This is a genomic window from Arthrobacter sp. BK1, assembly GCF_056680055.1.
The window spans coordinates 1,471,330-1,495,715 of sequence record NZ_CM155263.1; the positions used below are offsets into that span (position 1 = coordinate 1,471,330).

Here is a 24,386-nt window from a genome sequence, read left to right on the forward strand (position 1 = left end):
CCGCAATGCAATCACCTGTCCAGGAAAAACCGTCAGCCGGAACTGAAACCGGCCCGGCCGCGCACAGCCACGGCCATGCCACCAAATACGACTTTATGGTGGTGTCCAACAGGTTGCCCGTCGACCGCACCACGCCAGGCGAGAGCGGCGACGACGGCTCGGGCTGGCGTCGCTCCCCCGGAGGCCTCGTGACGGCCCTCGCACCCATGATGACCAAAACCGACGGCGCCTGGGTGGGCTGGCACGGCGCTCCGGATGAAACCGTGGAACCGTTCAGTCACGGCGGAATGGACCTGGTCCCGGTGCAGCTGAGCACCGACGACGTCGAGCTGTACTACGAGGGATTCTCCAACGCCACGCTGTGGCCGCTCTACCACGACGTCATCGCCCCGCCGGAGTTTCACCGGACCTGGTGGGACGCCTACCGCAAGGTCAATCGAAGGTTCGCCGACGCCGTCGTACGCCACGCCGACGACGGCGCAACAGTGTGGATCCAGGACTACCAGCTGCAGCTGGTGCCGCGGATGCTGCGCGAAGCGCGGCCTGATCTGCGGATCGGATTTTTCAACCACATTCCCTTCCCACCGCCGGAGATCTTCGCCCAGCTCCCCTGGCGCCACGCCATCATCGACGGGCTGATGGGCGCGGATCTGGTCGGCTTCCAGCGCCCCAGCGACGCCGGGAATTTCATGCGCTCCGCCCGCCGGTTCCTGGGCGCCAGCGTGAAACAGCAGCAGGTGCACGTCAAGGGCCAGGACGGCAATGTCACGCACATCGCGCGTGCGCAGGCTTTTCCCATCTCGATCGACGTTGCCCACATCACCGAGCTTGCCAACAACCCGGACATCATCGAGCGCGCCCGGCAGATCCGGCAGGACCTCGGCAACCCCAAGACCATTCTCCTGGGCGTGGACCGGCTCGATTACACCAAAGGCATCCGGCACCGGCTCAAGGCCTACGAGGAGCTCCTCCAGGAGGGCAAGCTCAAGGTGGGTGAGGCCACGCTGATCCAGGTGGCAAGCCCCAGCCGCGAACGCGTGGAACAGTACCGGCTGCTGCGCGAGGAGGTCGAGGGAACCGTCGGCCACATCAACGGCACCTACGACACCATCGAGAACACAGCCGTCCGCTACCTTCACCACAGCTACCCCGTGGAGGAGATGGTGGCGCTGTACCTCGCCGCCGACGTCATGCTGGTAACGGCGCTCCGGGACGGCATGAACCTCGTGGCGAAGGAGTACGTCACCGCCCGCAAGGACAACGACGGCGCCCTGGTGCTCAGCGAGTTCGCAGGCGCCGCGGACCAGCTCAAACAGGCATTGCTCATGAATCCGCACGACATCGACGGCCTCAAGGACACCATCATGCAGGCCGTCGTCATGTCCCCCAGGGACGCCGGCCGCCGTATGCGGTCCATGCGCAAGCAGATCCTTGAGCACGACGTCGACCACTGGTCAGCTGATTTCCTCAAAGCCCTGAACGAGAAAGTTGTGCGCGATGACTCCTGATGCCCGCCACGCCAAGGGACCGCTGACCCTGTCCCCGGAACTGCGCGAAGCCCTTCAACGGATCGCCCGGACGGACCATCTGCTGGTGGCCATGGACTTCGACGGCACCATCGCCCCGATAGTCGACCGTGCCGGTGATGCCCGCCCCCTCCAACGCTCAGCAGTTGCCTTCGCCGGGCTTGCTGCCCTGCCGCGCACGACGACGGCACTCATCTCCGGCAGGGCCCTCGCCAGCCTGCGCGCGGCGGCTTCACCGCCGGTGGACACCCTGCTCATCGGCAGCCACGGCGCCGAAGCCTGGCTTGGCCCCGGATCCACGGAGCTGACCCTGGACGAGGACCAGCGCCAGCTGCTTGCCGAAGTCCGCAGTGTCCTCGAGGACATTGTTGAGCAGGCACCCGGAACGCTGCTGGAGGACAAACCGGCAGGCGTGGTCCTCCACACCAGGCTCGCTACGGACGACGTCGCAGAGGATGCGGTGGCAGCCGCCCGCGCCGTGCTGCAGGACCGCAAGGGCGTCTTCCTGAAGAACGGCAAACGCGTCCTGGAAACCTCGGTGGTCAACGCGTCCAAAGGCGAGGGCCTGACCTTCCTGCGGCAGATCACAGGGGCCACCGCTGTCCTCTTCGCGGGCGATGATGCCACGGACGAGGACGCCTTGGCACGCCTCGAACCAGGCGACGTCGGCGTCAAGGTGGGCCTTGATTTCACGCAGGCCGAATTCCGCGTGGAGGCGCCCGTTCATGTGGCGGAACTGCTGGAAGCCCTCCTCCAGGAGCGGAGCCTGGTGGTGGCCGAAGAGGAGCCCGGCGACGTCTAGGGACAGCCGGCTTGGCGAAGCTCACATGTGAGCTTCGTAACATTCACAACGATTTGTCTTTCGTCTGACATACTCTTGGTTGTGATGTGGCGCACAAGAACCGTGCGGCGTCACGCGATACTCCTCGGCTTCGGCCGGGGAGTACACGGCTGTGATGCCGTGGACAACTGAACAAACATGAACCATTCACAACGGATCGTCCGGCACGTACCTGCCGGTGAAGGGATTGATAACTGTGGCTACAGTTACTTTTGATAACGCTACGCGTCTGTACCCGGGCACAGAGAAGCCCGCTGTTGACAAGCTCAACATTGAAATCGCCGATGGCGAATTCCTGGTCCTCGTTGGACCCTCCGGTTGCGGTAAGTCCACCTCCCTGCGCATGCTCGCAGGCCTCGAGGACGTCAACGCCGGCCGCATCCTCATTGGCGATCGCGACGTCACCGACGTTCCCCCGAAAGACCGCGACATCGCCATGGTCTTCCAGAACTACGCTCTGTACCCGCACATGACCGTTGCGGACAACATGGGCTTCGCGCTGAAGATCGCCGGCGTCTCCAAGGAAGAGCGCGCCGAGCGTGTCCGTGAAGCCGCCAAGCTTCTTGACCTTGAGCCTTACCTGGACCGCAAGCCGAAGGCACTCTCCGGCGGTCAGCGCCAGCGTGTTGCCATGGGCCGCGCCATCGTGCGTAACCCGCAGGTCTTCCTCATGGATGAGCCGCTGTCCAACCTTGACGCCAAGCTCCGCGTCCAGACCCGTACGCAGATCGCATCCCTGACCCGCCGCCTCGGCGTCACCACGGTCTACGTGACCCACGACCAGGTCGAGGCCATGACCATGGGTGACCGCGTGGCTGTGCTGAAGGACGGCCTGCTGATGCAGGTTGACACCCCGCGCAACCTCTACGACAAGCCCAAGAACGTCTTCGTCGCCGGCTTCATCGGCTCTCCCGCCATGAACCTGCTCGAGCTCCCCGTCGTCGACGGCGGCGTCCAGTTCGGCGGAACGGTCTACCCGGTGCCGCGCGACGTCCTCGAAGAAGCACACGGCAGCACCGTCACCCTGGGCTCCCGCCCCGAAGACCTCGAGACCGCACCGCAGGGTGAGGGCCTCAAGGTCGAGGTTGACGTTGTTGAAGAACTCGGTGCCGACGCCTACGTCTACGGCCACACCACGCTTGACGGCAAGGACCACGACATCGTGGCCCGTGTCGACGGCCGCCGTCCTCCGCTGAAGGGTGATTCCATCTACGTCCGTCCGCAGTCGGGCCACGTGCACCTCTTCGACACCAAGACCGGCCTGCGCCTGGGCGACTAATCCCCACCGCTGATCGCGCCTGACCGACGGCGGCTCTCCCCACACCGGGAGGGCCGCCGTCGGCGTTTGTGCCCGTCAGCCTTTGAGCCCGTTGCCCAGGCCACCCCAATGTACGGAAGAATTGACCTATGACCGATGAAAACAGCGCACAGTGGCACGACGAACCCACCGACTATGCACAGGTGGGCAAACTGCCGCGGTTTGAGGCAGCCAGCGCCAACGACTCCAAACTTGCCGCCGTCTCCAGCTCGCTGAACATCACGGCCGCCGCAGCCGAGCCCGAACTCCTGGACCTGCCTTGGCACATCGCTTTGGAGGACTGGCCGGCGGCAAACCTGGCAGCCCTGCCCCGCGGTATCTCCCGCCATATTGTGCGCTTCGCCCACCTCGGCGGCTCTGTCATTGCCATCAAGGAGACCTCCGAGCACGTGGCCCGCCACGAATACCACATGCTCCGCAAACTGGCCCGGCTGGATGTCCCCTGCGTCGTCCCGGTGGCGGTCATCACCGGCCGGACCACCCTGGACGGCCGTCCGCTGAACCCCGTCCTGGTCACGCGGCATCTGAAGTTCTCCATGCCCTACCGCGCCCTGTTTTCGCAGATGCTGCGCAAGGACACCCTGACCAGGCTCATCGACGCCCAGGCCCTGCTGATGGTGCGGCTGCACCTCATCGGCTTCTACTGGGGCGACGTCTCGCTCTCCAACACGCTGTTCCGCCGCGACGCAGGCGCGTTCGCCGCCTACCTGGTGGATGCCGAGACCGGTGAGCTCTACCCAGACCTCTCCACCGGCCAGCGCGAGTACGATCTCGAGATCGCCCGGGTCAACATTGCCGGCGAACTGATGGACCTCCTGGACGGCGGCCTCATCGAGGAAAAGGTGGACCCCGTGGCCACCAGCGAACTCATCATGGAAAGCTACCGCCGCCTGTGGGCCGAGCTGACCGAAAAAGAGTCCTTCGAACTTGGCGAACGGTGGCGCGTTGGTGCCAGGATCCGGCGGCTCAACGAGCTCGGCTTCGACGTCGAGGAATACGCGATCAAGACCACCCAGAACGGTTCCACCATCCAGCTCCAGCCCAAAGTAGTGGACGCCGGCCACCACCAGCGCCGGCTCCTGCGCCTCACCGGGCTCGACGCCCAGGAGAACCAGGCCAGGCGGCTGCTCAATGACATGGACACCTTCCGCGCGGACAACAACCCGGAGATGGACGAGGAATACAGCGCCCACCTCTGGGTGAGCCAGGTCTTCGAGCCCATTGTGCGCTCCATCCCGCGGGACCTTTCCCGCAAGCTGGAGCCTGCTGAAGCGGTCCACGAGGTCCTCGAACACCGCTGGTACATGTCCGAAAAGCAGGAGCGGCACATCCCGCTCGCGGAGGCGGTGCAGTCCTACATCGATTCCATCCTGCGCCACCGCCGGGACGAGGCCGCGATCATGCTGAACCCGGACACCGGGCTGCTGAAGATCCTGGAAGTGGAGACCGAAGAGTCCAGGTACGGCGCCGACGAATCGATCGACGAATACCCGGACGTCGACGACTGAGAGCCCCCAGTCCAGCAGTTAACCCGGCTGCGCTAAATCGCCTTCCCGGGGTTGAGGATGCCGGCCGGGTCGAACAGGTCCTTGATTCTGCGCTGGAGTTCCCGGACCGGTTCCGACTGCTCCAGGCCGAGCCAGCGCAGCTTGTACTGTCCGATCCCATGCTCGCCGGTGATGGTGCCGCCCATCTCCAGGGCAGCCGTCACAGAGCCGTCCAGCGCAAGGTTCAGCCTGTCCATCGCGCCTGCATCCACGGCCTCGCCCTCCCGGTCGATCCAGAAGGTGGGGTGGAGGTTACCGTCCCCTGCATGGGCCACCACCTTCAGGCTCACGCTGTGCGTGGCGGCCAATCCCTCCAGAACGGCGATGTAGTCCACCAGGCGCGACCGCGGGACGGCCACGTCCTCGCCCACCCGGTATTCGTCATCCACCTCCACGCCGCGGCTGTTCCGGCGCAGCTCCACGAGCTGCTCGGCCTCCGCAGTGGATTCCGTGCTGACCACGGCACCGCCGGCGGCAAGGACTGAACGGACGACGGCGGCCTCCGCCTCGGCCCCGAACCCGTCTGTCTGGATCAGGAGCAGCGAAAGGCCACGGGAGCTCAGATCGGAGCCGTGAAGCGCATCCAGCTGGGCGAGCGTGCCGCCGTCGAGCAGTTCCATGATGGCCGGCTGCACCCGTGCCCTGCCAACGGCCAGGACCCCTGCGGCCGCCTGCCGGAAGTCCGGGTAGAACGCGGCGATGGTGTGCACGTCGCGGGGCAGGTACTTGAGCCTCACTGTTGCCCCCACGACGATCCCCAGCGTCCCCTCGGAACCGACGAACAGCCCGGTGAGGTCGTAGCCGGCCACGCCCTTGAACGTCTGGTGGCCGGTGTGGATGAGCGAACCATCGGCCAGCACCACGTCCAGCGCCAGGACCGAGTCCCTCGTAACCCCGTACTTGGCGCAGCGCAGGCCGCCGGCATTGGTGGCGACGTTGCCGCCGATGGTTGACGTGCGGAAGCTCGCCGGATCCGGGGCATACATCAGGCCGTAGGCGGCCGCCGCTTCGTTCAGGGCAGCGTTGACCACCCCGGGTTCGACGACGGCGGTCTCGTCGTCCGGATTCAGCTCAAGGATGCGGTTCATTCGTTCCAGGGACAGGATCACGGAGTTCCTGCTGGCGTGCGCCCCGCCGGAAACGCCGGTGCCAGCCCCGCGGGCTACGACCGAAACGCCGTTCGCGGCACAGAGCCTGACCAGGTCCTGGACGTCGCTGACGGAGCGGGCAAAGACCACGGCTTCCGGCAAGTGGAAATCCAGTATGGGGGCCTGGTCCACCGCGTATTTGGCCAATACGTCCGGTTCCGTACTGACCTGCCCGCCGCCAAATGCGGTCACCAGCTCTTCACCTATGCTGCCCACGCAGCCTCCAGTTCCGTCGTCGCAAATGTTTGTACCAGTCTAGGTTGCGCCCGCATGACGTTACTCAGGGGTAATGTGTCGGCCCGCATTCCTGCAACCGTTTCCACAGGTCAGAGGCGCACTCTTCCACGACTACGCCCATGGCGCGAAGAAACACGCTGGAAGCGTTTTCAGTTTTTGGGCTCGGCGCGTCTAAGCTGGCTCCCATGTCTGTAGATACAGTGATCTCCGCCACACCGGCCCTGACGGGTCCCCTCACCCTCATCCACGCCGCTGACAAGGCTCCGGGCTGGTGGCGCTCCGCCGTCATCTACCAAGTGTACCCGCGGTCGTTCCGCGACCTCAACGGGGACGGCATCGGGGACATTGCGGGAATCACGGAGGAACTGCCGCATTTGGCAGACCTGGACGTCGACGCCGTCTGGCTGTCCCCGTTCTACCGGTCACCGCAGCGCGACGCAGGCTACGACGTCAGCGACTACTGCGATGTGGATCCGATCTTCGGGACCCTGCAGGACTTCGACGTGATGATGGCCGAGGCCAACCGCCTGGGCCTGCGCGTCATTGTGGACCTTGTTCCCAATCACTGCTCGGACCAGCATTCGGCTTTCCAGGCGGCCCTTGCCGCGCCGGCAGGAAGCCCTGAGCGGGATATGTTCATCTTCCGCGACGGAACCGGCTTCGAGGGCCATGAGCCGCCGAACAACTGGCAGTCCCACTTCGGCGGACCGGCCTGGACGCGGGTCATTGCCCCTGACGGCCAGCCGGACCAGTGGTACCTGCACCTCTTTGATTCGTCCCAGCCGGACTTCAACTGGGACAACCCCGCTGTCCACGCCGAATTTGAGCGGGTGCTCCGTTTCTGGCTGGACCGCGGCGTCTCAGGCTTCCGGGTGGATGTTGCCCACGCCTTGGTCAAGGCTCCCGGCCTGCCTGCCTGGGGCGGGAGGGCCGACGGCGGCAGCTCTGACGGTTTCCCCGGCCATGAGGCTCCTATGTTTGGCCAGCCGGCCGTCCACGACATCTACCGGACCTGGCGCAGGATCCTTGACGAGTACGGGCCTGACAGGATCCTGTGTGCGGAAGCCAGCGTGGACCTGGACCGACTGGCCCACTGGGTCCGGCCCGACGAAATGCACCAGGCCTTCAACTTCCCGTACCTGCATGCCGGCCTGGACGTTCACCGTCTCCGGGGTGTCATTACCGATTCCCTGACAGTCCTGAACGGCGTGGGCGCACCCAGTACCTGGGTGCTCTCCAACCACGACGTCGTGCGGCATGCATCCCGCTTCGGCTACAACGGCCACGGCCCCCGCGACGGTGACGGGATCGGCCCGGCCGATCCCCAGCCGGACACCGGCCTTGGCAGGCGCCGCGCCGCTGCCGCCTCCATGTTCATGCTCGGGCTTCCGGGTGCCGCCTACCTGTTCCAGGGAGAGGAACTCGGCCTGCCGGACGGCATCGACATCCCCGAGCACCTGCGCCAGGATCCAACGTTCGCGCGCACCGGCGGGGAACGCCTTGGCCGCGACGGCTGCCGGGTGCCCCTGCCGTGGCGCGCCGAAGAGCGGCACCTCGGCTTCGGCTCCGGCCAGGACCCTTGGCTCCCCCTTCCCCCGAGCTTCACGGAACTGGCGCGGGACGCGCAGGCCGCATCGCCGTCGTCGCACCTCTCCCTCTACCGGAACATGCTGGCCCTGCGCCGCGAACTGGGCCTGGGCAGCGGATCCCTGGCGTGGGTCGAAGACTGGTGCAGCGGTTCGTCCCTGGCCTACCTCAACGGCGCTACGCTGGTGGTCATGAACCTCAACCATGAGCCCCTCGAACTGCCCGTTGGCCGGATGCTGCTCCGCAGCGCGGAATCCGGTTCGAGCCGCTTCCTGGCAAGCGGGGAGACCGCATGGCTGCGGATTGACGGAGGCGACTCAGAATAGTGGGACTTGCGGGCATCAAGGACGTTGCCGACCGCGCCGGGCTCTCCATCGCCACAGTGTCGCGGGCACTCAGCGGCAAGGCGAACGTCTCCACGAAAAGCCGGCAGCTGGCGCAGGCAGCCGCCGACGAGCTCGGCTTCATTCCTTCCTACCATGCCTCCAGCCTGGCCTCCGGCCGGAGCCACAATGTAGGGCTGGTTGTGCCCACTATCAACCGCTGGTACTTCTCTTCGGTGGTTGAAGGGGTGTCCGCCACCCTGCTGGATGCAGGCTACGACCTCACGCTCTACAACGTGGGCGACCAGCCGGCACGGCGCCAAAGCGTCCTGGCTGACTTCCTGCTGCGCAAACGGCTCGATGCCGTCATCGCGGTGGCGTTGGTCCTCAGCGAGGCGGAGATCAAGCAGCTGCTGGCTATCCGCCGGCCCATTGTGGGCATCGGCGGAGCGCTGGCCGGGGCATCGACCATCAGGATTGACGACGCCCGCCTCGCCCGAACAGCCACTGAACACCTGATCGGGCTGGGGCACACCCGCATCGCACACATAACGGGCGACGCCGAGCTGAACAGGGACTTCAAGCTCCCTGGTCTCCGCCAGGCCGGCTTCGAAGCGGCGATGGCGGACGCCGGGCATGCCGTCAGGCCCGAATGGGAGGTCTCCGCGGACTTCACCATCCAGGGCGCGTATGCGAGGGCCCGCAACCTCCTGGCCACGGCGTCCGAGCGTCCCACCGCAGTGTTTGCCGCGTCCGACGAAATGGCCATCGGTACCATCCTCGCCGCCCGCGATTTCGGTTTGCGCGTGCCCCAGGATCTGTCCGTGATCGGCATGGACGGTCACGAACTCGGCGAAGTCTTTGGACTCACCACCATCAACCAGGATGCCCGCGGCCAGGGCGCCCTCGCAGCCCGCATGCTGCTGGAAACGCTCGACGACGGCGCCAAGCCCGGTACCAGGCTCACCGCACCGGCTCCCGCGGCCACCGACCACGAATACCCCACGGAGTTCCTGGTCCGCTCCAGCACAGCCGTACCGCCCTCGCAGGGCTAGGACGCCTGGCCGTCGGGCTAGGCCGCCTGGCCGCCCATAAATCGAACAAACCGGTCCAGCACCACCGGCCAGCTGCCCGCGGCAGCCATCCGGGTTGCAGCCGGATCCTCGGCACCCTCCCAGCCATCCTGGACCAGCCGCACCTCTGTGCCCTCGGCAACGGCGCGGAAGGCGACTCTCAGCTCGGTGGACCACAGGGCCGTTGTGCCGGGGTGCCAGGAGGCGTGGAAGGACAGCGGCGGCTGCCAGTCGTCGATGGTGCCCCAGACGGCCGTCCTGCCATCGTCAGCCGTCTCCAGGATGAGAATGTCCTCGAACTCAACGTAGGAGCCCGCACCAAACACGCTGTTGGATTCCATCGGCCACCACAGATGGGTGTGGTCGGTGAAACCAGCAAAGGTCTGCGCAACCGGCCCCGGCACCACCACAGTCGAGATCACCGGATCGGGCTCTGCCCCTGCCTCGTTGTCTTCGGGGATCGACGCCTTCGCGTGGCTGAAAAGGTTATCCATGGACGCCAACTCTACGCCGCCGGCCCTCCCTCCTCCTGCACCGCCTGGGGCACGCTCTGGCAGTACCTGCACCTTTTGGGCGGACGCTCTGGCAGTAGCTGCACAGTTTGAGGGAACGCTCTGGCAGTAGCTGCACCGTTTGGGTGGACGCTCTGGCAGTTGCTGCACCGTTTGGGCGGACGCTCTCTCACTTCCTGCACCGTCTGAAGGAGCGCTCTGTCTGGTCATCAGCGACCTTCGGGGAAAGTTCCTGGTAAGGTCCGACGGCGGTGTGTGGCTGGCGTGGGGTCGTGGACTTTCTGCGGGTGCTGCTACAGCGTTGGGAAGATCGGCGCAGGGAGTGCCAGAGGGTTCCCTGGGTTCGTGCGGGTGCTGCCTGGGCGTTGGGAGAATCGGTGCAGGTACTGCCAGAGGGTTCCCCGGTTGCTTGGGGCTGGCGTGGGTGGTGTGGGTGTGTGGTGGGTGTTGTTGTTTAAATGGGTCAGGCCCCGACACGTGTGTGTCGGGGCCTGGCCTTGAATGATGTTCCGGCGGTGACCTACTCTCCCACACCCTCCCGGGTGCAGTACCATCGGCGCTGTGGGTCTTAGCTTCCGGGTTCGGAATGGGACCGGGCGTTTCCCCCACGCTATGACCGCCGTAACCCTTGCTCCGCACCCGTCCGGGCCCTGTTTGTTTGGGCCTGGCTTGGGGTGGGAAAATTTGTGGTTACAACTGTGCTCCAGTTTTTGGTTGGAGCTGTGGTGTTGTTATTCAGTTGTTGGTTCCTGTGCAACTTACCGTGTGACGGGTTTGTTGGTTGGGAACCACATAGTGGACGCAAGCAGTCTTGTTTATCTTTTTACCGACCCCGTGGTGCAAACGCTTTTGAATCCGTTTGCGGGGTGGTGTGTGGTGTAAGTTATCGGCCTATTAGTACCGGTCAGCTTCACGAGTCGTTAGTCCTCGCTTCCACATCCGGCCTATCAACCCAGTGGTCTGGCTGGGGGCCTCTCACACACAAGGTGTATGGAAATCTCATCTCGAAGCGAGCTTCCCGCTTAGATGCTTTCAGCGGTTATCCCATCCGAACGTAGCTAATCAGCGGTGCACTTGGCAGTACAACTGACACACCAGAGGTTCGTCCGTCCCGGTCCTCTCGTACTAAGGACAGCCCTTCTCAAATTTCCTGCGCGCGCAGCGGATAGGGACCGAACTGTCTCACGACGTTCTAAACCCAGCTCGCGTACCGCTTTAATGGGCGAACAGCCCAACCCTTGGGACCTACTCCAGCCCCAGGATGCGACGAGCCGACATCGAGGTGCCAAACCATGCCGTCGATATGGACTCTTGGGCAAGATCAGCCTGTTATCCCCGAGGTACCTTTTATCCGTTGAGCGACGGCCATTCCACAATGTACCGCCGGATCACTAGTCCCGACTTTCGTCCCTGCTCGAGATGTCTCTCTCACAGTCAAGCTCCCTTGTGCACTTACACTCGACACCTGATTGCCAACCAGGCTGAGGGAACCTTTGGGCGCCTCCGTTACTTTTTAGGAGGCAACCGCCCCAGTTAAACTACCCATCAGGCACTGTCCCTGACCCGGATTACGGGCCGAAGTTAGATGTCCAAAGTGACCAGAGTGGTATTTCAACGATGACTCCACCCGAACTGGCGTCCGGGCTTCAACGTCTCCCACCTATCCTACACAAGCCACTCCGAACACCAATACCAAACTATAGTAAAGGTCTCGGGGTCTTTCCGTCCTGCTGCGCGTAACGAGCATCTTTACTCGTACTGCAATTTCGCCGAGTTTATGGTTGAGACAGCGGGGAAGTCGTTACTCCATTCGTGCAGGTCGGAACTTACCCGACAAGGAATTTCGCTACCTTAGGATGGTTATAGTTACCACCGCCGTTTACTGGGGCTTGAATTCTCAGCTTCGCCGTGAGGCTAACCGGTCCTCTTAACCTTCCAGCACCGGGCAGGAGTCAGTCCGTATACATCGTCTTGCGACTTCGCACGGACCTGTGTTTTTAGTAAACAGTCGCTTCCCCCTGGTCTCTGCGGCCCCGATCCCCTCCGGACAGCAAGTGTCCATCAAGGTTGGGGCCCCCCTTCTCCCGAAGTTACGGGGGCATTTTGCCGAGTTCCTTAACCATAATTCTCTCGATCGCCTTAGTATTCTCTACCTGATCACCTGTGTCGGTTTGGGGTACGGGCGGCTAAAACCTCGCGTCGATGCTTTTCTCGGCAGCATAGGATCACCAAATCCCCCCAAACGGGGGTCCCATCAGATCTCAGGCATCATGAACGGCGGATTTGCCTACCGTTCGCCCTACATCCTTAGACCGGGACAACCATCGCCCGGCTTGGCTACCTTCCTGCGTCACACCTGTTAATACGCTTGCCTCCCAGGATCAGGTCCCGCGCTCCATCAAAACCCTCACACCACAAGGGTGATCGGGCAGGTCTCGGGCGGTTAGTATCCCCTGTTCAGCATGGGCGGTTTTTCGCCGGTACGGGAATATCAACCCGTTGTCCATCGACTACGCCTGTCGGCCTCGCCTTAGGTCCCGACTTACCCAGGGCAGATTAGCTTGACCCTGGAACCCTTGATCATTCGGCGGACGGGTTTCTCACCCGTCTTTCGCTACTCATGCCTGCATTCTCACTCGTGTAGGCTCCACCGCTGGTTTACACCGCGACTTCACTGCCCACACGACGCTCCCCTACCACTCCAGACGCCTGAACCAACCCAACAAGTGGGCGGCTTGGCTACTATCTGAAATCCACAACTTCGGCGGTGTACTTGAGCCCCGCTACATTGTCGGCGCGGAATCACTTGACCAGTGAGCTATTACGCACTCTTTTAAGGATGGCTGCTTCTAAGCCAACCTCCTGGTTGTCTTCGCAACTCCACATCCTTTCCCACTTAGCACACGCTTAGGGGCCTTAGTTGGTGGTCTGGGCTGTTTCCCTCTCGACTATGAAGCTTATCCCCCACAGTCTCACTGCTGCGCTCTCACTTACCGGCATTCGGAGTTTGGCTGACGTCAGTAACCTTGTAGGGCCCATTAGCCATCCAGTAGCTCTACCTCCGGTAAGAAACACGCAACGCTGCACCTAAATGCATTTCGGGGAGAACCAGCTATCACGAAGTTTGATTGGCCTTTCACCCCTACCCACAGCTCATCCCCTCCATTTTCAACTGAAGTGGGTTCGGTCCTCCACGACGTCTTACCGTCGCTTCAACCTGGCCATGGGTAGATCACTTCGCTTCGGGTCTAGATCACGCCACTGCAACGCCCTATTCAGACTCGCTTTCGCTACGGCTTCCCCACACGGGTTAACCTCGCGACGTAACACTAACTCGCAGGCTCATTCTTCAAAAGGCACGCCGTCACAACTACAAAGGCTGCTCCGACGGATTGTAAGCACACGGTTTCAGGTACTGTTTCACTCCCCTCCCGGGGTACTTTTCACCTTTCCCTCACGGTACTGGTCCGCTATCGGTCATTAGGGAGTATTTAGGCTTATCAGGTGGTCCTGACAGATTCGCACGGGATTTCTCGGGCCCCGTGCTACTTGGGATACTCTCCAGGCGGCACAAAACATTTCGGTTACGGGGCTCACACCCTCTCTGGCCGGCCTTTCAAGACCGTTCACCTATGCCTGCACATCACACCTCACTGTCCCGGCAGAGACAGTACGGAAAGTCCCACAACCCCGACCATGCAACGCCCGCCGGCTATCACACATGGAACGGTTTAGCCTGATCCGCGTTCGCTCGCCACTACTAACGGAATCACTATTGTTTTCTCTTCCTGCGGGTACTGAGATGTTTCACTTCCCCGCGTTCCCTCCACGCACCCTATGTGTTCAGATGCGGGTCACCAGATCACTCGCGCGTCTGGCGGGGTTTCCCCATTCGGACACCCTGGGATCACAGTCCGGTTATCGACTCCCCCAGGCTTATCGCAGATTCCTACGTCCTTCTTCGGCTCCTAATGCCAAGGCATCCACCGTGTGCTCTTAAAAACTTGACCACAAAAGATCAAAAAAACTAATTTTCGAGAGAACCACGAAAACCACCCGGACACCACCACCACAACCCAAAGGCCACAGCAACAGACGCCCGGACAGATCCAGGTTCATATTCTTGGAAATTGCTTCTTATAAAAGATGCTCGCGTCCACTATGTAGTTCTCAAACAACAACCCCATACCACACACCCCACACACAACCCCCAAAGGGACCAACATGCATGATCGGTGCAGCCAGGAAACCAGAAACAAACAAACCCGAACCCCTCCCCATCAGGGAAGAACCCGGCCCTGTTGCCTCAGGACCCAACAGTGTGCCAAACACTAAACCACCCATTCCCCACCCCACCGTTCCAGGACACCGGCCGTGGTAAACCACAACAGGACATCCGTACTGGACGGGACAAAAAACACGCGGCCGCTACTTGTTGATATTCCACCCTTGAGCACCCGCCGCAGAACAATCGTCTGCGCAACGGGCATATACTCCTGACAACCCCACCACACGGACATACATCCGGCAGGATGGTTGTAGGTGCTCCTTAGAAAGGAGGTGATCCAGCCGCACCTTCCGGTACGGCTACCTTGTTACGACTTAGTCCCAATCGCCAGTCCCACCTTCGACAGCTCCCTCCCACAAGGGGTTAGGCCACCGGCTTCGGGTGTTACCAACTTTCGTGACTTGACGGGCGGTGTGTACAAGGCCCGGGAACGTATTCACCGCAGCGTTGCTGATCTGCGATTACTAGCGACTCCGACTTCATGGGGTCGAGTTGCAGACCCCAATCCGAACTGAGACCGGCTTTTTGGGATTAGCTCCACCTCACAGTATCGCAACCCTTTGTACCGGCCATTGTAGCATGCGTGAAGCCCAAGACATAAGGGGCATGATGATTTGACGTCGTCCCCACCTTCCTCCGAGTTGACCCCGGCAGTCTCCTATGAGTCCCCGCCATAACGCGCTGGCAACATAGAACGAGGGTTGCGCTCGTTGCGGGACTTAACCCAACATCTCACGACACGAGCTGACGACAACCATGCACCACCTGTGAACCGACCGCAAGCGGGGCACCTGTTTCCAGGTATTTCCAGTCCATGTCAAGCCTTGGTAAGGTTCTTCGCGTTGCATCGAATTAATCCGCATGCTCCGCCGCTTGTGCGGGCCCCCGTCAATTCCTTTGAGTTTTAGCCTTGCGGCCGTACTCCCCAGGCGGGGCACTTAATGCGTTAGCTACGGCGCGGAAAACGTGGAATGTCCCCCACACCTAGTGCCCAACGTTTACGGCATGGACTACCAGGGTATCTAATCCTGTTCGCTCCCCATGCTTTCGCTCCTCAGCGTCAGTTAATGCCCAGAGACCTGCCTTCGCCATCGGTGTTCCTCCTGATATCTGCGCATTTCACCGCTACACCAGGAATTCCAGTCTCCCCTACATCACTCTAGTCTGCCCGTACCCACCGCAGATCCGGAGTTGAGCCCCGGACTTTCACGGCAGACGCGACAAACCGCCTACGAGCTCTTTACGCCCAATAATTCCGGATAACGCTTGCGCCCTACGTATTACCGCGGCTGCTGGCACGTAGTTAGCCGGCGCTTCTTCTGCAGGTACCGTCACTTTCGCTTCTTCCCTACTGAAAGAGGTTTACAACCCGAAGGCCGTCATCCCTCACGCGGCGTCGCTGCATCAGGCTTGCGCCCATTGTGCAATATTCCCCACTGCTGCCTCCCGTAGGAGTCTGGGCCGTGTCTCAGTCCCAGTGTGGCCGGTCACCCTCTCAGGCCGGCTACCCGTCGTCGCCTTGGTGAGCCATTACCTCACCAACAAGCTGATAGGCCGCGAGTCCATCCAAAACCACAAAAAGCTTTCCACCCCCCACCATGCGATGAGGAGTCATATCCGGTATTAGACCCAGTTTCCCAGGCTTATCCCAGAGTTAAGGGCAGGTTACTCACGTGTTACTCACCCGTTCGCCACTAATCCACCAGCAAGCTGGCTTCATCGTTCGACTTGCATGTGTTAAGCACGCCGCCAGCGTTCATCCTGAGCCAGGATCAAACTCTCCGTTGAAGTAAAACAAAAACGAACACAACCACCAGCCCCGGGAAAACGGGACAAAACGGCTGCAAAATTTGAAACCAGCTGTAAAAACCAGACCACAATCCACGGGGTGGACAGGCCTGGCCAAAACAACCAATCAATAAAACAATTGGTATCAACAAACTTGGCACACTATTGAGTTCTCAAACAACAGACACACCCGGCACCACCACAACACTTCTCAGCCGTGGATCGCTCCGGAGCAACTTTTCAAACTTACCGACTGTCTTCCATCTTGTCAAATCCGCATCCCGACTCGCTCTGCCCTGAGGGCTTCCGTGTCGGTTTTTTCGGTCTGACTCCGTGGAGCAGCGCGGAAATAAACTCTACCACCACTTTGGCGGGATGGCCACCGGGACCCCCGAGAGCCCCTTGACACCCAAGGCCCGTTTGACGAAAAAGCCCGGAATCTCAAGGGATTCCGGGCTTTTTGCCGCCAATTTAAGAGAGCGGGCTCACACTACTGCAGTATTCCTGCCGCCTTGGTGGCGGGCTTGAAGTACGCCGCCCCCAGGGGCGGAAGCGTTACGGTCAGCGATGCCGGCTGGCCGTCCCGCCCTTCGCCCGTCGCAGTCAGCTGACCGGCGTTCAGGACACCTGATCCGCCGTAGGCCGCCGCGTCTGTATTGAGGACTTCGGTCCACGCGCCGGCGGCCGGAACTCCCAGGGTGTAGCCCACATGCGGTCCGCCCGAGAAGTTGATGGCACACACCAGGGGGCTGCCTTCCTTGTCCCAACGGACAAAACTCAGGACGTTATGGTCAGCGTCGCCACCGTTGATCCACTGGAAGCCGCCGGGCTCGTTGTCCCGGGTGTAGAGCGCCGGCGTCGAGCTGTACAGCTCGTTCAGGTCCTTGGTGAGGAGCTGGATCCCGCGGTGGGCGGGGATATCGGCCAGGTACCAGTCGAGGCCATGCTGTTCGGACCATTCGGCTTCCTGGCCGAATTCGGTGCCCATGAAGATGAGCTGCTTGCCCGGGTGCGCCCACTGGTACGCCAGGAAGGCACGCAGGTTGGCCAGCTGCTGCCAGCGGTCCCCCGGCATCTTCCGGAGCATGGAGCCCTTGCCATGCACTACCTCGTCATGGCTGATGGGCAGCAGGAAGTTCTCAGTGAAGGCGTACACCATCGAGAACGTCACCGTACCGTGGTGCCACTTGCGGTTGACCGGGTCCTCGGAGATGTACTTGAGGGAGTCGTGCATCCAGCCCATATTCCACTTCAGGCCGAAACCGAGCCCGGAGTGGCTGGTGGGGGCGGTTACGCCGGGGAACGCTGTGGACTCCTCGGCGATCATCACCGCTCCCGGGTGGGTCTTGTAGACGGTGGCGTTGACTTCCTGCAGGAACGACATGGCTTCCAGGTTCTCCCGGCCGCCGAAACGGTTGGGCGACCACTGGCCGTCTTCCCGCGAATAGTCCAGGTAAAGCATTGACGCCACGGCATCCACCCGGAGGCCGTCAATGTGGAACTCGTCAAGCCAGTAGAGGGCGTTGGCCACCAGGAAGTTGCGCACCTCGGTCCGGCCGAAATCGAAGATCAGCGTTCCCCAGTCGGGGTGCTCGCCGAGGTTTGGATCGGCGTGCTCGTACAGCGGTTCGCCGTCGAACTGGGCCAGGGCCCAGGAGTCCTTGGGGAAGTGCGCCGGGACCCAGTCCAGCAGAACGCCGATTCCGGCCTGGTGGAGGGCATCAACGAGGTACCGGAACTCGTCAGGGTGGCCGAACCGTGAGGTGGGCGCAAAGTAGGACGTGACCTGGTAGCCCCAGGAGCCGCCGAAGGGGTGCTCGGCCACCGGCATGAACTCAACGTGCGTGAATCCGAGCCACTTGACGTACTCCACCAGGTCCTTGGCCAGCTCGCGGTAGCCCAGGCCGAGGCGCCAGGATCCGAGGTGGACTTCATAGACGCTCATCGGCGAATTGTGGGGATCACGCTGGGCGCGGGCTTCCATCCACTCGGAGTCCTGGAAAGCGTAGGACGGCTCCACCACCCTGGACGCGGTCAGAGGCGGGACCTCCGTACCGAACGCCAGCGGATCAGCCTTTTCAACCCAATAGCCGCTCTTGGTCTTGATTTCGAATTTGTAGCACGCCCCTGCTAAAACGCCCGGCAGGAAGACTTCCCACACACCGGAGGAGCCCAGCGAGCGGAGCGAATTTTCGCGGCCGTCCCAGGCGTTGAAGTCGCCTTTGATCCTGACAGCCTGTGCATTCGGGGCCCACACGGCAAAGGAGACACCGTCCACGTCACCGAGGGAGGACTTGTAGTGCTGGACGTGTGCGCCCAGCACTTCCCAGAGTTTCTCGTGCCGGCCTTCGCCAATGAGGTGGAGGTCCACTTCTCCCACGGTGGGCAGGTAGCGGTAGGGCTCGTCCATGGTCTGGGGTGCGGCACCCGCGTAGGTAACTTCCAGCCGGTAGTCAGGAACATGGCCGGCCTGGAGCGGCTCCAGCACCGCCACCCACACACCGTTGGCTTCGTGGGTCATGGGAACGGTACCGGCGGCGGTCACGACGCTGACCTCTTCTGCGAGGTGCTTCACCGTCCGGACAGTCACGTGTCCGTGGTCGTCCAGATGGGCGCCGAGTACCGAGTGCGGCGCATGGTGTTCCCCGTTGCCCACCCGGGCAAGCGTGTCCGCGTCCACGTGGAGCGGCACACCGGGCCTGTCTGTACGTGCTGAGCCTGTCATGTTAATACCTTCCGCTGCTGCCTCGGCATGATCGCCGGGGCCTTTACCGCTGAGGAGCCGTCTGGACGCATTCGCAGGAATGGCCAGCCAGTCGGGTCTGTTCCGCAATTCATAAACCACTTCATAGAGCGCCTTGTCCAGCCACAATGCCACAAAGAGCGGTGAGGCGCGGTCGATCGTGCCGGGAGTGACAGCGGCATAGCCGGCAAGGAACGCATCCGCGCAATCGTCCACCCAGGAGGCGGGAACGTGGGCGCCCTGGTATTCCCGTTCGGCCGCGCCCGCGGCGTAGTCAAAGGACCGCAGCATCCCCACGACGTCACGGAGCGGGACGTCAGGGAAGTTCCGCTCGGAGATGGGCCGCAGCGGCTCGCCTTCAAAATCGAGGATGGCCCAGCGGCCAGGCTCATCGGCCCGGCCCGGGACCTGGAGGATCTGGCCAAGGTGCAGGTCGCCGTGGATCCGCTGCAGCGGGCCGGCCGGGACGCCGTCAAGCTCACCAAGAAGCGTGTTCAACTCTGCGTCGTAAGGCCCGACGGCGGCACCGGCTTCCGCCCATGCCTGCCGGACGCGTTGGGCTACTCCGGGGGCAATGATCCCGCCCGGAACAGACTCACCGCTGGTGCCGAGAGCGTCCGCCAGCCTGCGGTGGACAGTTGCCGTTGCGGCACCAAGGCCGTGTGCCTCGGCGGTGAAGTCAGTTCCGGTGCGGGCGGCGTCCACCGCGAGGCGCCAGGCATCACGGCCGCCGGCGAGGAATTCGTGGGCCACGGCCAGCTCGCCCTGGACCTGCCGGGAAGCTGAAGGCAACTGGCCCGGTGGCTGCGAAAACGGGACGGTCCATTCTCCGCGCACCCAGCCAAGCGTGGCCGGCACTTCGGAGGTGCCCACGGCGGTCAGCGCCGCTCCCACCTCAACCTCGGGATTCACTCCTTCGGACAGGACCCGGAAGAATTTCACAATAGCCGCCGACTCGCCGTCGTCCACTATGACTGAGCTGTTGGACTGCTCTCCGGAGAGGACCTTGACGACACCATTGGCCGTCGGCAGGCGGTGGTCCGACCGGGTGCTGTGGCCCGTCGCCGAACCGGGGCGCGACCCTCCTGACCGGATCAGCTCCAGCCACGCGGCCACAAAGGACGGGTCATATACGGCGTCGTAGATCCAAGGCATCCCGGCATCAGGCCTTCGACCCACCAGTCCCCGCTCAGCTCCGGCGAGCGGGAACTCCCGGTAACACAAAGGAACCTGGACGACGTCCGTCCGGTTGCCGCCGTCGGCCGTGCGGTATGAAACGGCCAGCAGGAAAACCTCCAGCCGTGCCTGCCCTGACACGTCCTCAAGCCTCAGACTTCCCGCCTGTTCCAGCGCAAAGTCGGCCGTCTTCACCGGGAACCAACGCTGGCGCGGAAGCCATTCGCGCAGGACAGGGACCAACATGGCAGTAAGGGTGGGTTCGTTCATGTCAGTTCTCGATGGACAGGATGGGAAGTGCCTGCGTGTAGGGCGAGGACGGATTCGAGGTTGCCGAACGGATCCGCAGCCAGAAGAAGTCGTGGCTTCCCAGGGTCAGGGTCAGGGTTCCGTCACCGTCGATCCCAGGGAACGGCTGGCCCCCGAAGACATCACGCAGTCCGCGGCCGGCGAACTGGGGAATCTTGAGTTTGGCTGCGACCGGGTGCTGGGAGAGGTTGAAGGCGCACAGGATGGTCTCGCCGTCCTCCCCAGCGGTGTTGTCATCCGAGAGTTCCCGCAGATATGCCACAACGGAGTCGTGATCTGCTTCCACATGCTTGAACGCACCCAGCCCGAACGCCGGGTGGTTTTTGCGTACGCTCAGGATCTGCCGGGTCCAGCGGAGCAGGGAACCGGAGTGGGCGGCTTCGGCTTCCACGTTGGCCATGGAGTAGTTGTACACCAGCGACTGGATCACGGGGAGGTACAGCTTGCCTGGGTCCGCGTGGGAGAACCCTGCGTTCCGGTCCGGATTCCACTGCATGGGGGTACGGACGGCGTCGCGGTCCTCGAGCCAGATGTTGTCGCCCATGCCGATTTCGTCCCCGTAATACAGGAAGGGGCTGCCCGGCAGGGACAGCAGGAGGGCGTTGATCAGTTCGATCTCCGCCCGCGAATTGTCCAGCAAGGGCGCCAGGCGGCGGCGGATACCGATGTTGGCACGCATCCGGGGATCGGGCGCATACCAGCCCAGCATTGCTGCACGCTCGTCGGCGGTGACCATTTCGAGGGTCAGTTCATCGTGGTTCCGCAGGAAGGTCCCCCACTGGGCCCCTTCGGGGATCTCGGGAGTGTCCTGCATGGTCTCGATGATGGGAGCAGCCTTCTGGTCCCGCAGCGCGTAGTAGAGGCGCGGCATGATGGGGAAGTGGAAAGCCATGTGGCATTCCGGTTCCTCCGCGGTGCCGAAGTACTCCACAACCTCGTTGGGCGGCTGGTTGGCCTCGGCGATGATGACGCGGCCGGGGTAGCTTTCGTCCACCATGGCCCGCAGCTTCCGGAGGAAGTCATGCGTTGCGGGCAGGTTTTCGCAGTTGGTCCCCTCCTCCTCGAAGAGGTAGGGTATGGCGTCCGCGCGGAACCCGTCGATGCCCTGGTCAAGCCAGAAACGGACCACATCGAAGAGGGCCTCGATGACTTTCGGGTTCTCAAAGTTCAGGTCAGGCTGATGGCCGAAGAAGCGGTGCCAGAAGAACTGCCGGCGGATGGGATCGAAGGTCCAGTTGGACTCCTCGGTGTCCACGAAGATGATGCGCGCGTCCTGGTACTTCTCGTCCGTATCGCTCCAGACGTAGAAGTCGCCGAACGGACCGTCAGGGTCCTTCCGCGATTCCTGGAACCAGGGGTGCTGGTCCGAGGTGTGGTTCAGTGGCAGGTCGATAATGACCCGGACCCCACGGGCGTGGGACTCGGCCACGAGCCTTTTGAAGTCGGTGATGGTGCCGAACTCGTCCAGGACGGAGTTGTAGTCGGAGATGTCATAGCCGCCGTCACGCAGCGGCGACTGGAAGAACGGCGGGAGCCACAGGCAGTCCACCCCCAGCCATTGGAGGTAGTCCAGCCTGTCGATCAGGCCGCTGAAATCGCCGGAGCCGTCGCCGTTGGCATCCGCAAAGGCCCTGACCAGCACCTCGTAGAACACGGCCTTCCGATACCAGAGCGGATCATGGGGCAGACCAGGGGCATTTAGCTCAAAGGTGCCCTTAGGGGTGAAATGCTGACTGGAACTCTGCGGGTTAAAGCTCACTGATGCAATCTCCTCACGCTCAGGATGTGTGCGGGTTCGACGTGTGCGTCCAGGCGGACGTAGTTGTATTCGCCCCATTCCCAGGATTCTCCGGAAATGAGGTCTTCCACCAGGAAGCCGCCGTTGGGCGAGAGGTCTTCCGGGTCAAGTTCGAGGGCGGCAAGATCAAGCGACACGGTGCTTTCCCTGATGCCGTGCGGATCAACGTTGACCACCACGATGATGGTGTCCTTGGTGCCGTCCGGCAGCGTCTTGTGCTTGGAGTACACGACTGTGGCGTCATCGGTGCTGTGGTGGACCGTGAGGTTCTGCAGGTCCTGCAGCGCCGGGTGGGCGTGCCGGATGGCGTTGAGCCTGGTCAGGTAGGGCGCCAGGGTGCGGCCGGATTCTGCGGCAGCGTCCCAGTCGCGGGCCTTGTACTCGAACTTCTCGTTGTCGATGTACTCTTCCGCGCCGGGGCGGGCAACATGCTCGTAGAGTTCGTAGCCGGCGTAGACGCCCCACAGCGGGCTGGCGGTGGAGGCCAGGGCCGCCCGGATCTTGAAGGCCGCCGGGCCGCCGAACTGCAGGTATTCGGTGAGGATGTCCGGGGTGTTGACGAAGAAGTTGGGCCGGAAGTACGCCGACGACTCGTGGCTGACCTCGTTGAAGTACGTTTCCAGTTCCTTCTTGGTGTTCCGCCACGTGAAGTAGGTGTAGGACTGCTGGAAGCCGGCCCGGCCCAGTGCATGCATCATGGCAGGCCGGGTGAACGCCTCAGCGAGGAACACGACGCCCGGTGCCTTTTTGTTAACCTGGGCGATCAGCCACTCCCAGAACCACACAGGCTTCGTGTGCGGATTATCAACCCTGAAGATCTTCACGCCGTGGCTGACCCACAACAGGACGATCCGCAGGATTTCCTTGGAAAGACCCTCGGGATCATTGTCGAAATTCAGCGGGAAAATATCCTGGTATTTCTTCGGCGGGTTTTCCGCGTAAGCGATGCTGCCATCAACCCGGGTGGTAAACCATTCAGGGTTCGACTGAACCCAGGGATGGTCCGGCGCGGCCTGCAGTGCCAGGTCCAGTGCGACTTCCAGCCCAAGCTCCTTCGCCCGGGCCACAAAGGCATCAAAATCCTCGAAGGTGCCCAGGTCCGGGTGGATGGCGTCGTGGCCACCTTCCTTGGCGCCGATGGCCCATGGTGAGCCGGGATCGTGAGGACCCGCAATGAGCGTGTTGTTGGGCCCCTTTCGGTGCTGGACGCCGATGGGGTGGATGGGCGGCATATAGATCACGTCGAAGCCCATGTCCGCCACCGCGTCCAGCCGTTTCGCCGCAGTCCGGAAATTGCCGGAGGTCCACTCGCCGGTGTTGTGGTCCCGCACGGCGCCCTCGGAGCGGGGGAAGAACTCATACCACGCGCCGCGGCCTGCAAGGTCGCGTTCGACCAGCAGGGGGTACTGCTGGGAAACGGTGATCAGTTCACGGATGGGCTGGCGGTCCACAATGGCCGCCACATCCGGGCCGAATCCGGCGCCGAGGCGTTCCTCCTCGCTGAGGGACCTGTCCGCAAGGACTGCCGCCGCCATACGAAGGGTGCGCCGGTCCGCCGCAGTGCGGAAGACGTCGTCGGCTGCGTCCAGCAGCAGGGCCGAGCCTTCGGCGAGCATCAGCTCGACGTCGATGCCGGCGGCTACCTTGACCTCGGCGTTGTGGTGCCAGGTTCCGTAGCGGTCGTGCCAGGCCTCAATGAAGAAGGTCCAGTTTCCAACGGACGACGGCGTGAGGACGCCCTCCCAGCGGTCGGTCCCCATTCCGCGTTCCCCCCGGGGCGGCGCCAGCCTGACGCGCTGGCGCTCCTTTCCACGGGGATCAAGGAGTACTGCGGAGACGCCGAGCTGATCGTGCCCTTCCCGGAAAGCGGTGGCGCCCACCACAATCCCCTCCCCGGGCAAAGCCTTGGCAGGAAATTTTCCGTCGTCCACCACTGGTTGCACTGCGGTGATCGGAAAACGGCCAAACCTTAGCCCGTCGGTGATTTTGCCTTTCGGCTTTTTCTTTGAAGAGGCGGTGGTTCCTGAGTTAGTCGTCACATGCTCGACGTTAGCGAGAAATGGTCCAGATTGCTAAGCCTGCTCATGTTTTTCCACCGCCGATTCGACTTTTCCGACACGTCAACTGTCATTTACCTAAAAGAAAGCCAAAGCAGTTCCGGCTGTCCTGGTT

11 protein-coding genes and 3 rRNA genes are annotated in these 24,386 nt (G+C 62.6%); 6 read left to right on the forward strand and 8 right to left on the reverse strand.

The features are described 5' to 3' along the window. The first annotated feature begins 5 nt into the window (after nucleotides 1–5). From AC1MCA_RS06490 to AC1MCA_RS06505, 4 genes are all read left to right on the forward strand, one after another. Nucleotides 6–1,508 carry an alpha,alpha-trehalose-phosphate synthase (UDP-forming) gene (locus AC1MCA_RS06490; protein WP_108600702.1) on the forward strand — a complete coding sequence of 501 codons (1,503 nt, stop codon included), beginning with the start codon at nucleotides 6–8 and terminating at the stop codon, nucleotides 1,506–1,508. After that, complete coding sequence (otsB, locus tag AC1MCA_RS06495; protein WP_479802064.1) at nucleotides 1,498–2,328, forward strand: trehalose-phosphatase; 831 nt, start codon at nucleotides 1,498–1,500, stop codon at nucleotides 2,326–2,328. The genes AC1MCA_RS06490 and otsB overlap by 11 nt, the downstream gene beginning before the upstream one ends. Nucleotides 2,329–2,563: 235 nt before the next feature. Next, nucleotides 2,564–3,646 (forward strand): ABC transporter ATP-binding protein, encoded by a 1,083-nt coding sequence (locus AC1MCA_RS06500; RefSeq protein WP_108600704.1) that lies wholly within the window; start codon nucleotides 2,564–2,566, stop codon nucleotides 3,644–3,646. A 128-nt stretch (nucleotides 3,647–3,774) separates the two neighbouring features. Further along, a complete protein-coding gene (locus AC1MCA_RS06505; RefSeq protein WP_479802066.1) occupies nucleotides 3,775–5,193 on the forward strand; it encodes a DUF4032 domain-containing protein in 1,419 nt (472 codons plus the stop codon). Between the two features lie 32 nt (nucleotides 5,194–5,225). On the opposite strand, the gene AC1MCA_RS06510 is transcribed toward AC1MCA_RS06505, so the two are convergent. Further along, nucleotides 5,226–6,596, reverse strand: coding sequence for an FAD-binding oxidoreductase (locus AC1MCA_RS06510; protein WP_479802068.1), 1,371 nt, complete (start codon nucleotides 6,594–6,596; stop codon nucleotides 5,226–5,228). 206 nt (nucleotides 6,597–6,802) lie between these two features. Between AC1MCA_RS06510 and AC1MCA_RS06515 the strand changes: the two genes are divergently transcribed. Together AC1MCA_RS06515 and AC1MCA_RS06520 are read left to right on the forward strand one after the other, a co-directional pair. Then, the gene (locus AC1MCA_RS06515; protein WP_479802070.1) at nucleotides 6,803–8,530 is read left to right on the forward strand and encodes a glycoside hydrolase family 13 protein; all 1,728 of its coding nucleotides are present in this window, start codon (nucleotides 6,803–6,805) and stop codon (nucleotides 8,528–8,530) included. Then, nucleotides 8,530–9,582: a LacI family DNA-binding transcriptional regulator gene (locus AC1MCA_RS06520; RefSeq protein WP_479802072.1), complete on the forward strand. Its 1,053-nt coding sequence runs from the start codon at nucleotides 8,530–8,532 to the stop codon at nucleotides 9,580–9,582. Before AC1MCA_RS06515 ends, AC1MCA_RS06520 begins: the two co-directional genes overlap by 1 nt. A 17-nt stretch (nucleotides 9,583–9,599) precedes the next feature. On the opposite strand, the gene AC1MCA_RS06525 is transcribed toward AC1MCA_RS06520, so the two are convergent. The 7 genes from AC1MCA_RS06525 to AC1MCA_RS06555 form a co-directional block, all read right to left on the reverse strand. Continuing rightward, nucleotides 9,600–10,094: an SRPBCC domain-containing protein gene (locus AC1MCA_RS06525; protein WP_479802074.1), complete on the reverse strand. Its 495-nt coding sequence runs from the start codon at nucleotides 10,092–10,094 to the stop codon at nucleotides 9,600–9,602. 525 nt (nucleotides 10,095–10,619) lie between these two features. Beyond that, nucleotides 10,620–10,736 (reverse strand): 5S ribosomal RNA (gene rrf / locus AC1MCA_RS06530). 249 nt (nucleotides 10,737–10,985) lie between these two features. Beyond that, nucleotides 10,986–14,122, reverse strand: a 23S ribosomal RNA gene (locus AC1MCA_RS06535). Nucleotides 14,123–14,665: 543 nt separating this feature from the next. Beyond that, a 16S ribosomal RNA gene (locus AC1MCA_RS06540) occupies nucleotides 14,666–16,188 on the reverse strand. The 16S, 23S and 5S rRNA genes sit together here, the layout of an rRNA operon. A 490-nt stretch (nucleotides 16,189–16,678) precedes the next feature. Beyond that, nucleotides 16,679–20,377: a 1,4-alpha-glucan branching enzyme gene (locus AC1MCA_RS06545; protein WP_479802076.1), complete on the reverse strand. Its 3,699-nt coding sequence runs from the start codon at nucleotides 20,375–20,377 to the stop codon at nucleotides 16,679–16,681. 1 nt (nucleotide 20,378) lies between these two features. After that, nucleotides 20,379–22,175 (reverse strand): maltose alpha-D-glucosyltransferase, encoded by a 1,797-nt coding sequence (gene treS / locus AC1MCA_RS06550; RefSeq protein WP_108599398.1) that lies wholly within the window; start codon nucleotides 22,173–22,175, stop codon nucleotides 20,379–20,381. After that, a complete protein-coding gene (locus AC1MCA_RS06555; protein WP_479802078.1) occupies nucleotides 22,172–24,253 on the reverse strand; it encodes an alpha-1,4-glucan--maltose-1-phosphate maltosyltransferase in 2,082 nt (693 codons plus the stop codon). Before AC1MCA_RS06555 ends, treS begins: the two co-directional genes overlap by 4 nt. Nucleotides 24,254–24,386: the final 133 nt, after the last annotated feature.

Bases quoted from the DNA above. Each gene is read 5' to 3' on its own strand.
- AC1MCA_RS06515 (WP_479802070.1), top strand. From the start codon at position 6,803: ATGTCTGTAGATACAGTGATCTCCGCCACACCGGCCCTGACGGGTCCC.
- AC1MCA_RS06545 (WP_479802076.1), bottom strand. From the start codon at position 20,377: ATGAACGAACCCACCCTTACTGCCATGTTGGTCCCTGTCCTGCGCGAA.
- AC1MCA_RS06490 (WP_108600702.1), top strand. From the start codon at position 6: ATGCAATCACCTGTCCAGGAAAAACCGTCAGCCGGAACTGAAACCGGC.
- AC1MCA_RS06505 (WP_479802066.1), top strand. From the start codon at position 3,775: ATGACCGATGAAAACAGCGCACAGTGGCACGACGAACCCACCGACTAT.
- AC1MCA_RS06525 (WP_479802074.1), bottom strand. From the start codon at position 10,094: ATGGATAACCTTTTCAGCCACGCGAAGGCGTCGATCCCCGAAGACAAC.
- otsB (WP_479802064.1), top strand. From the start codon at position 1,498: ATGACTCCTGATGCCCGCCACGCCAAGGGACCGCTGACCCTGTCCCCG.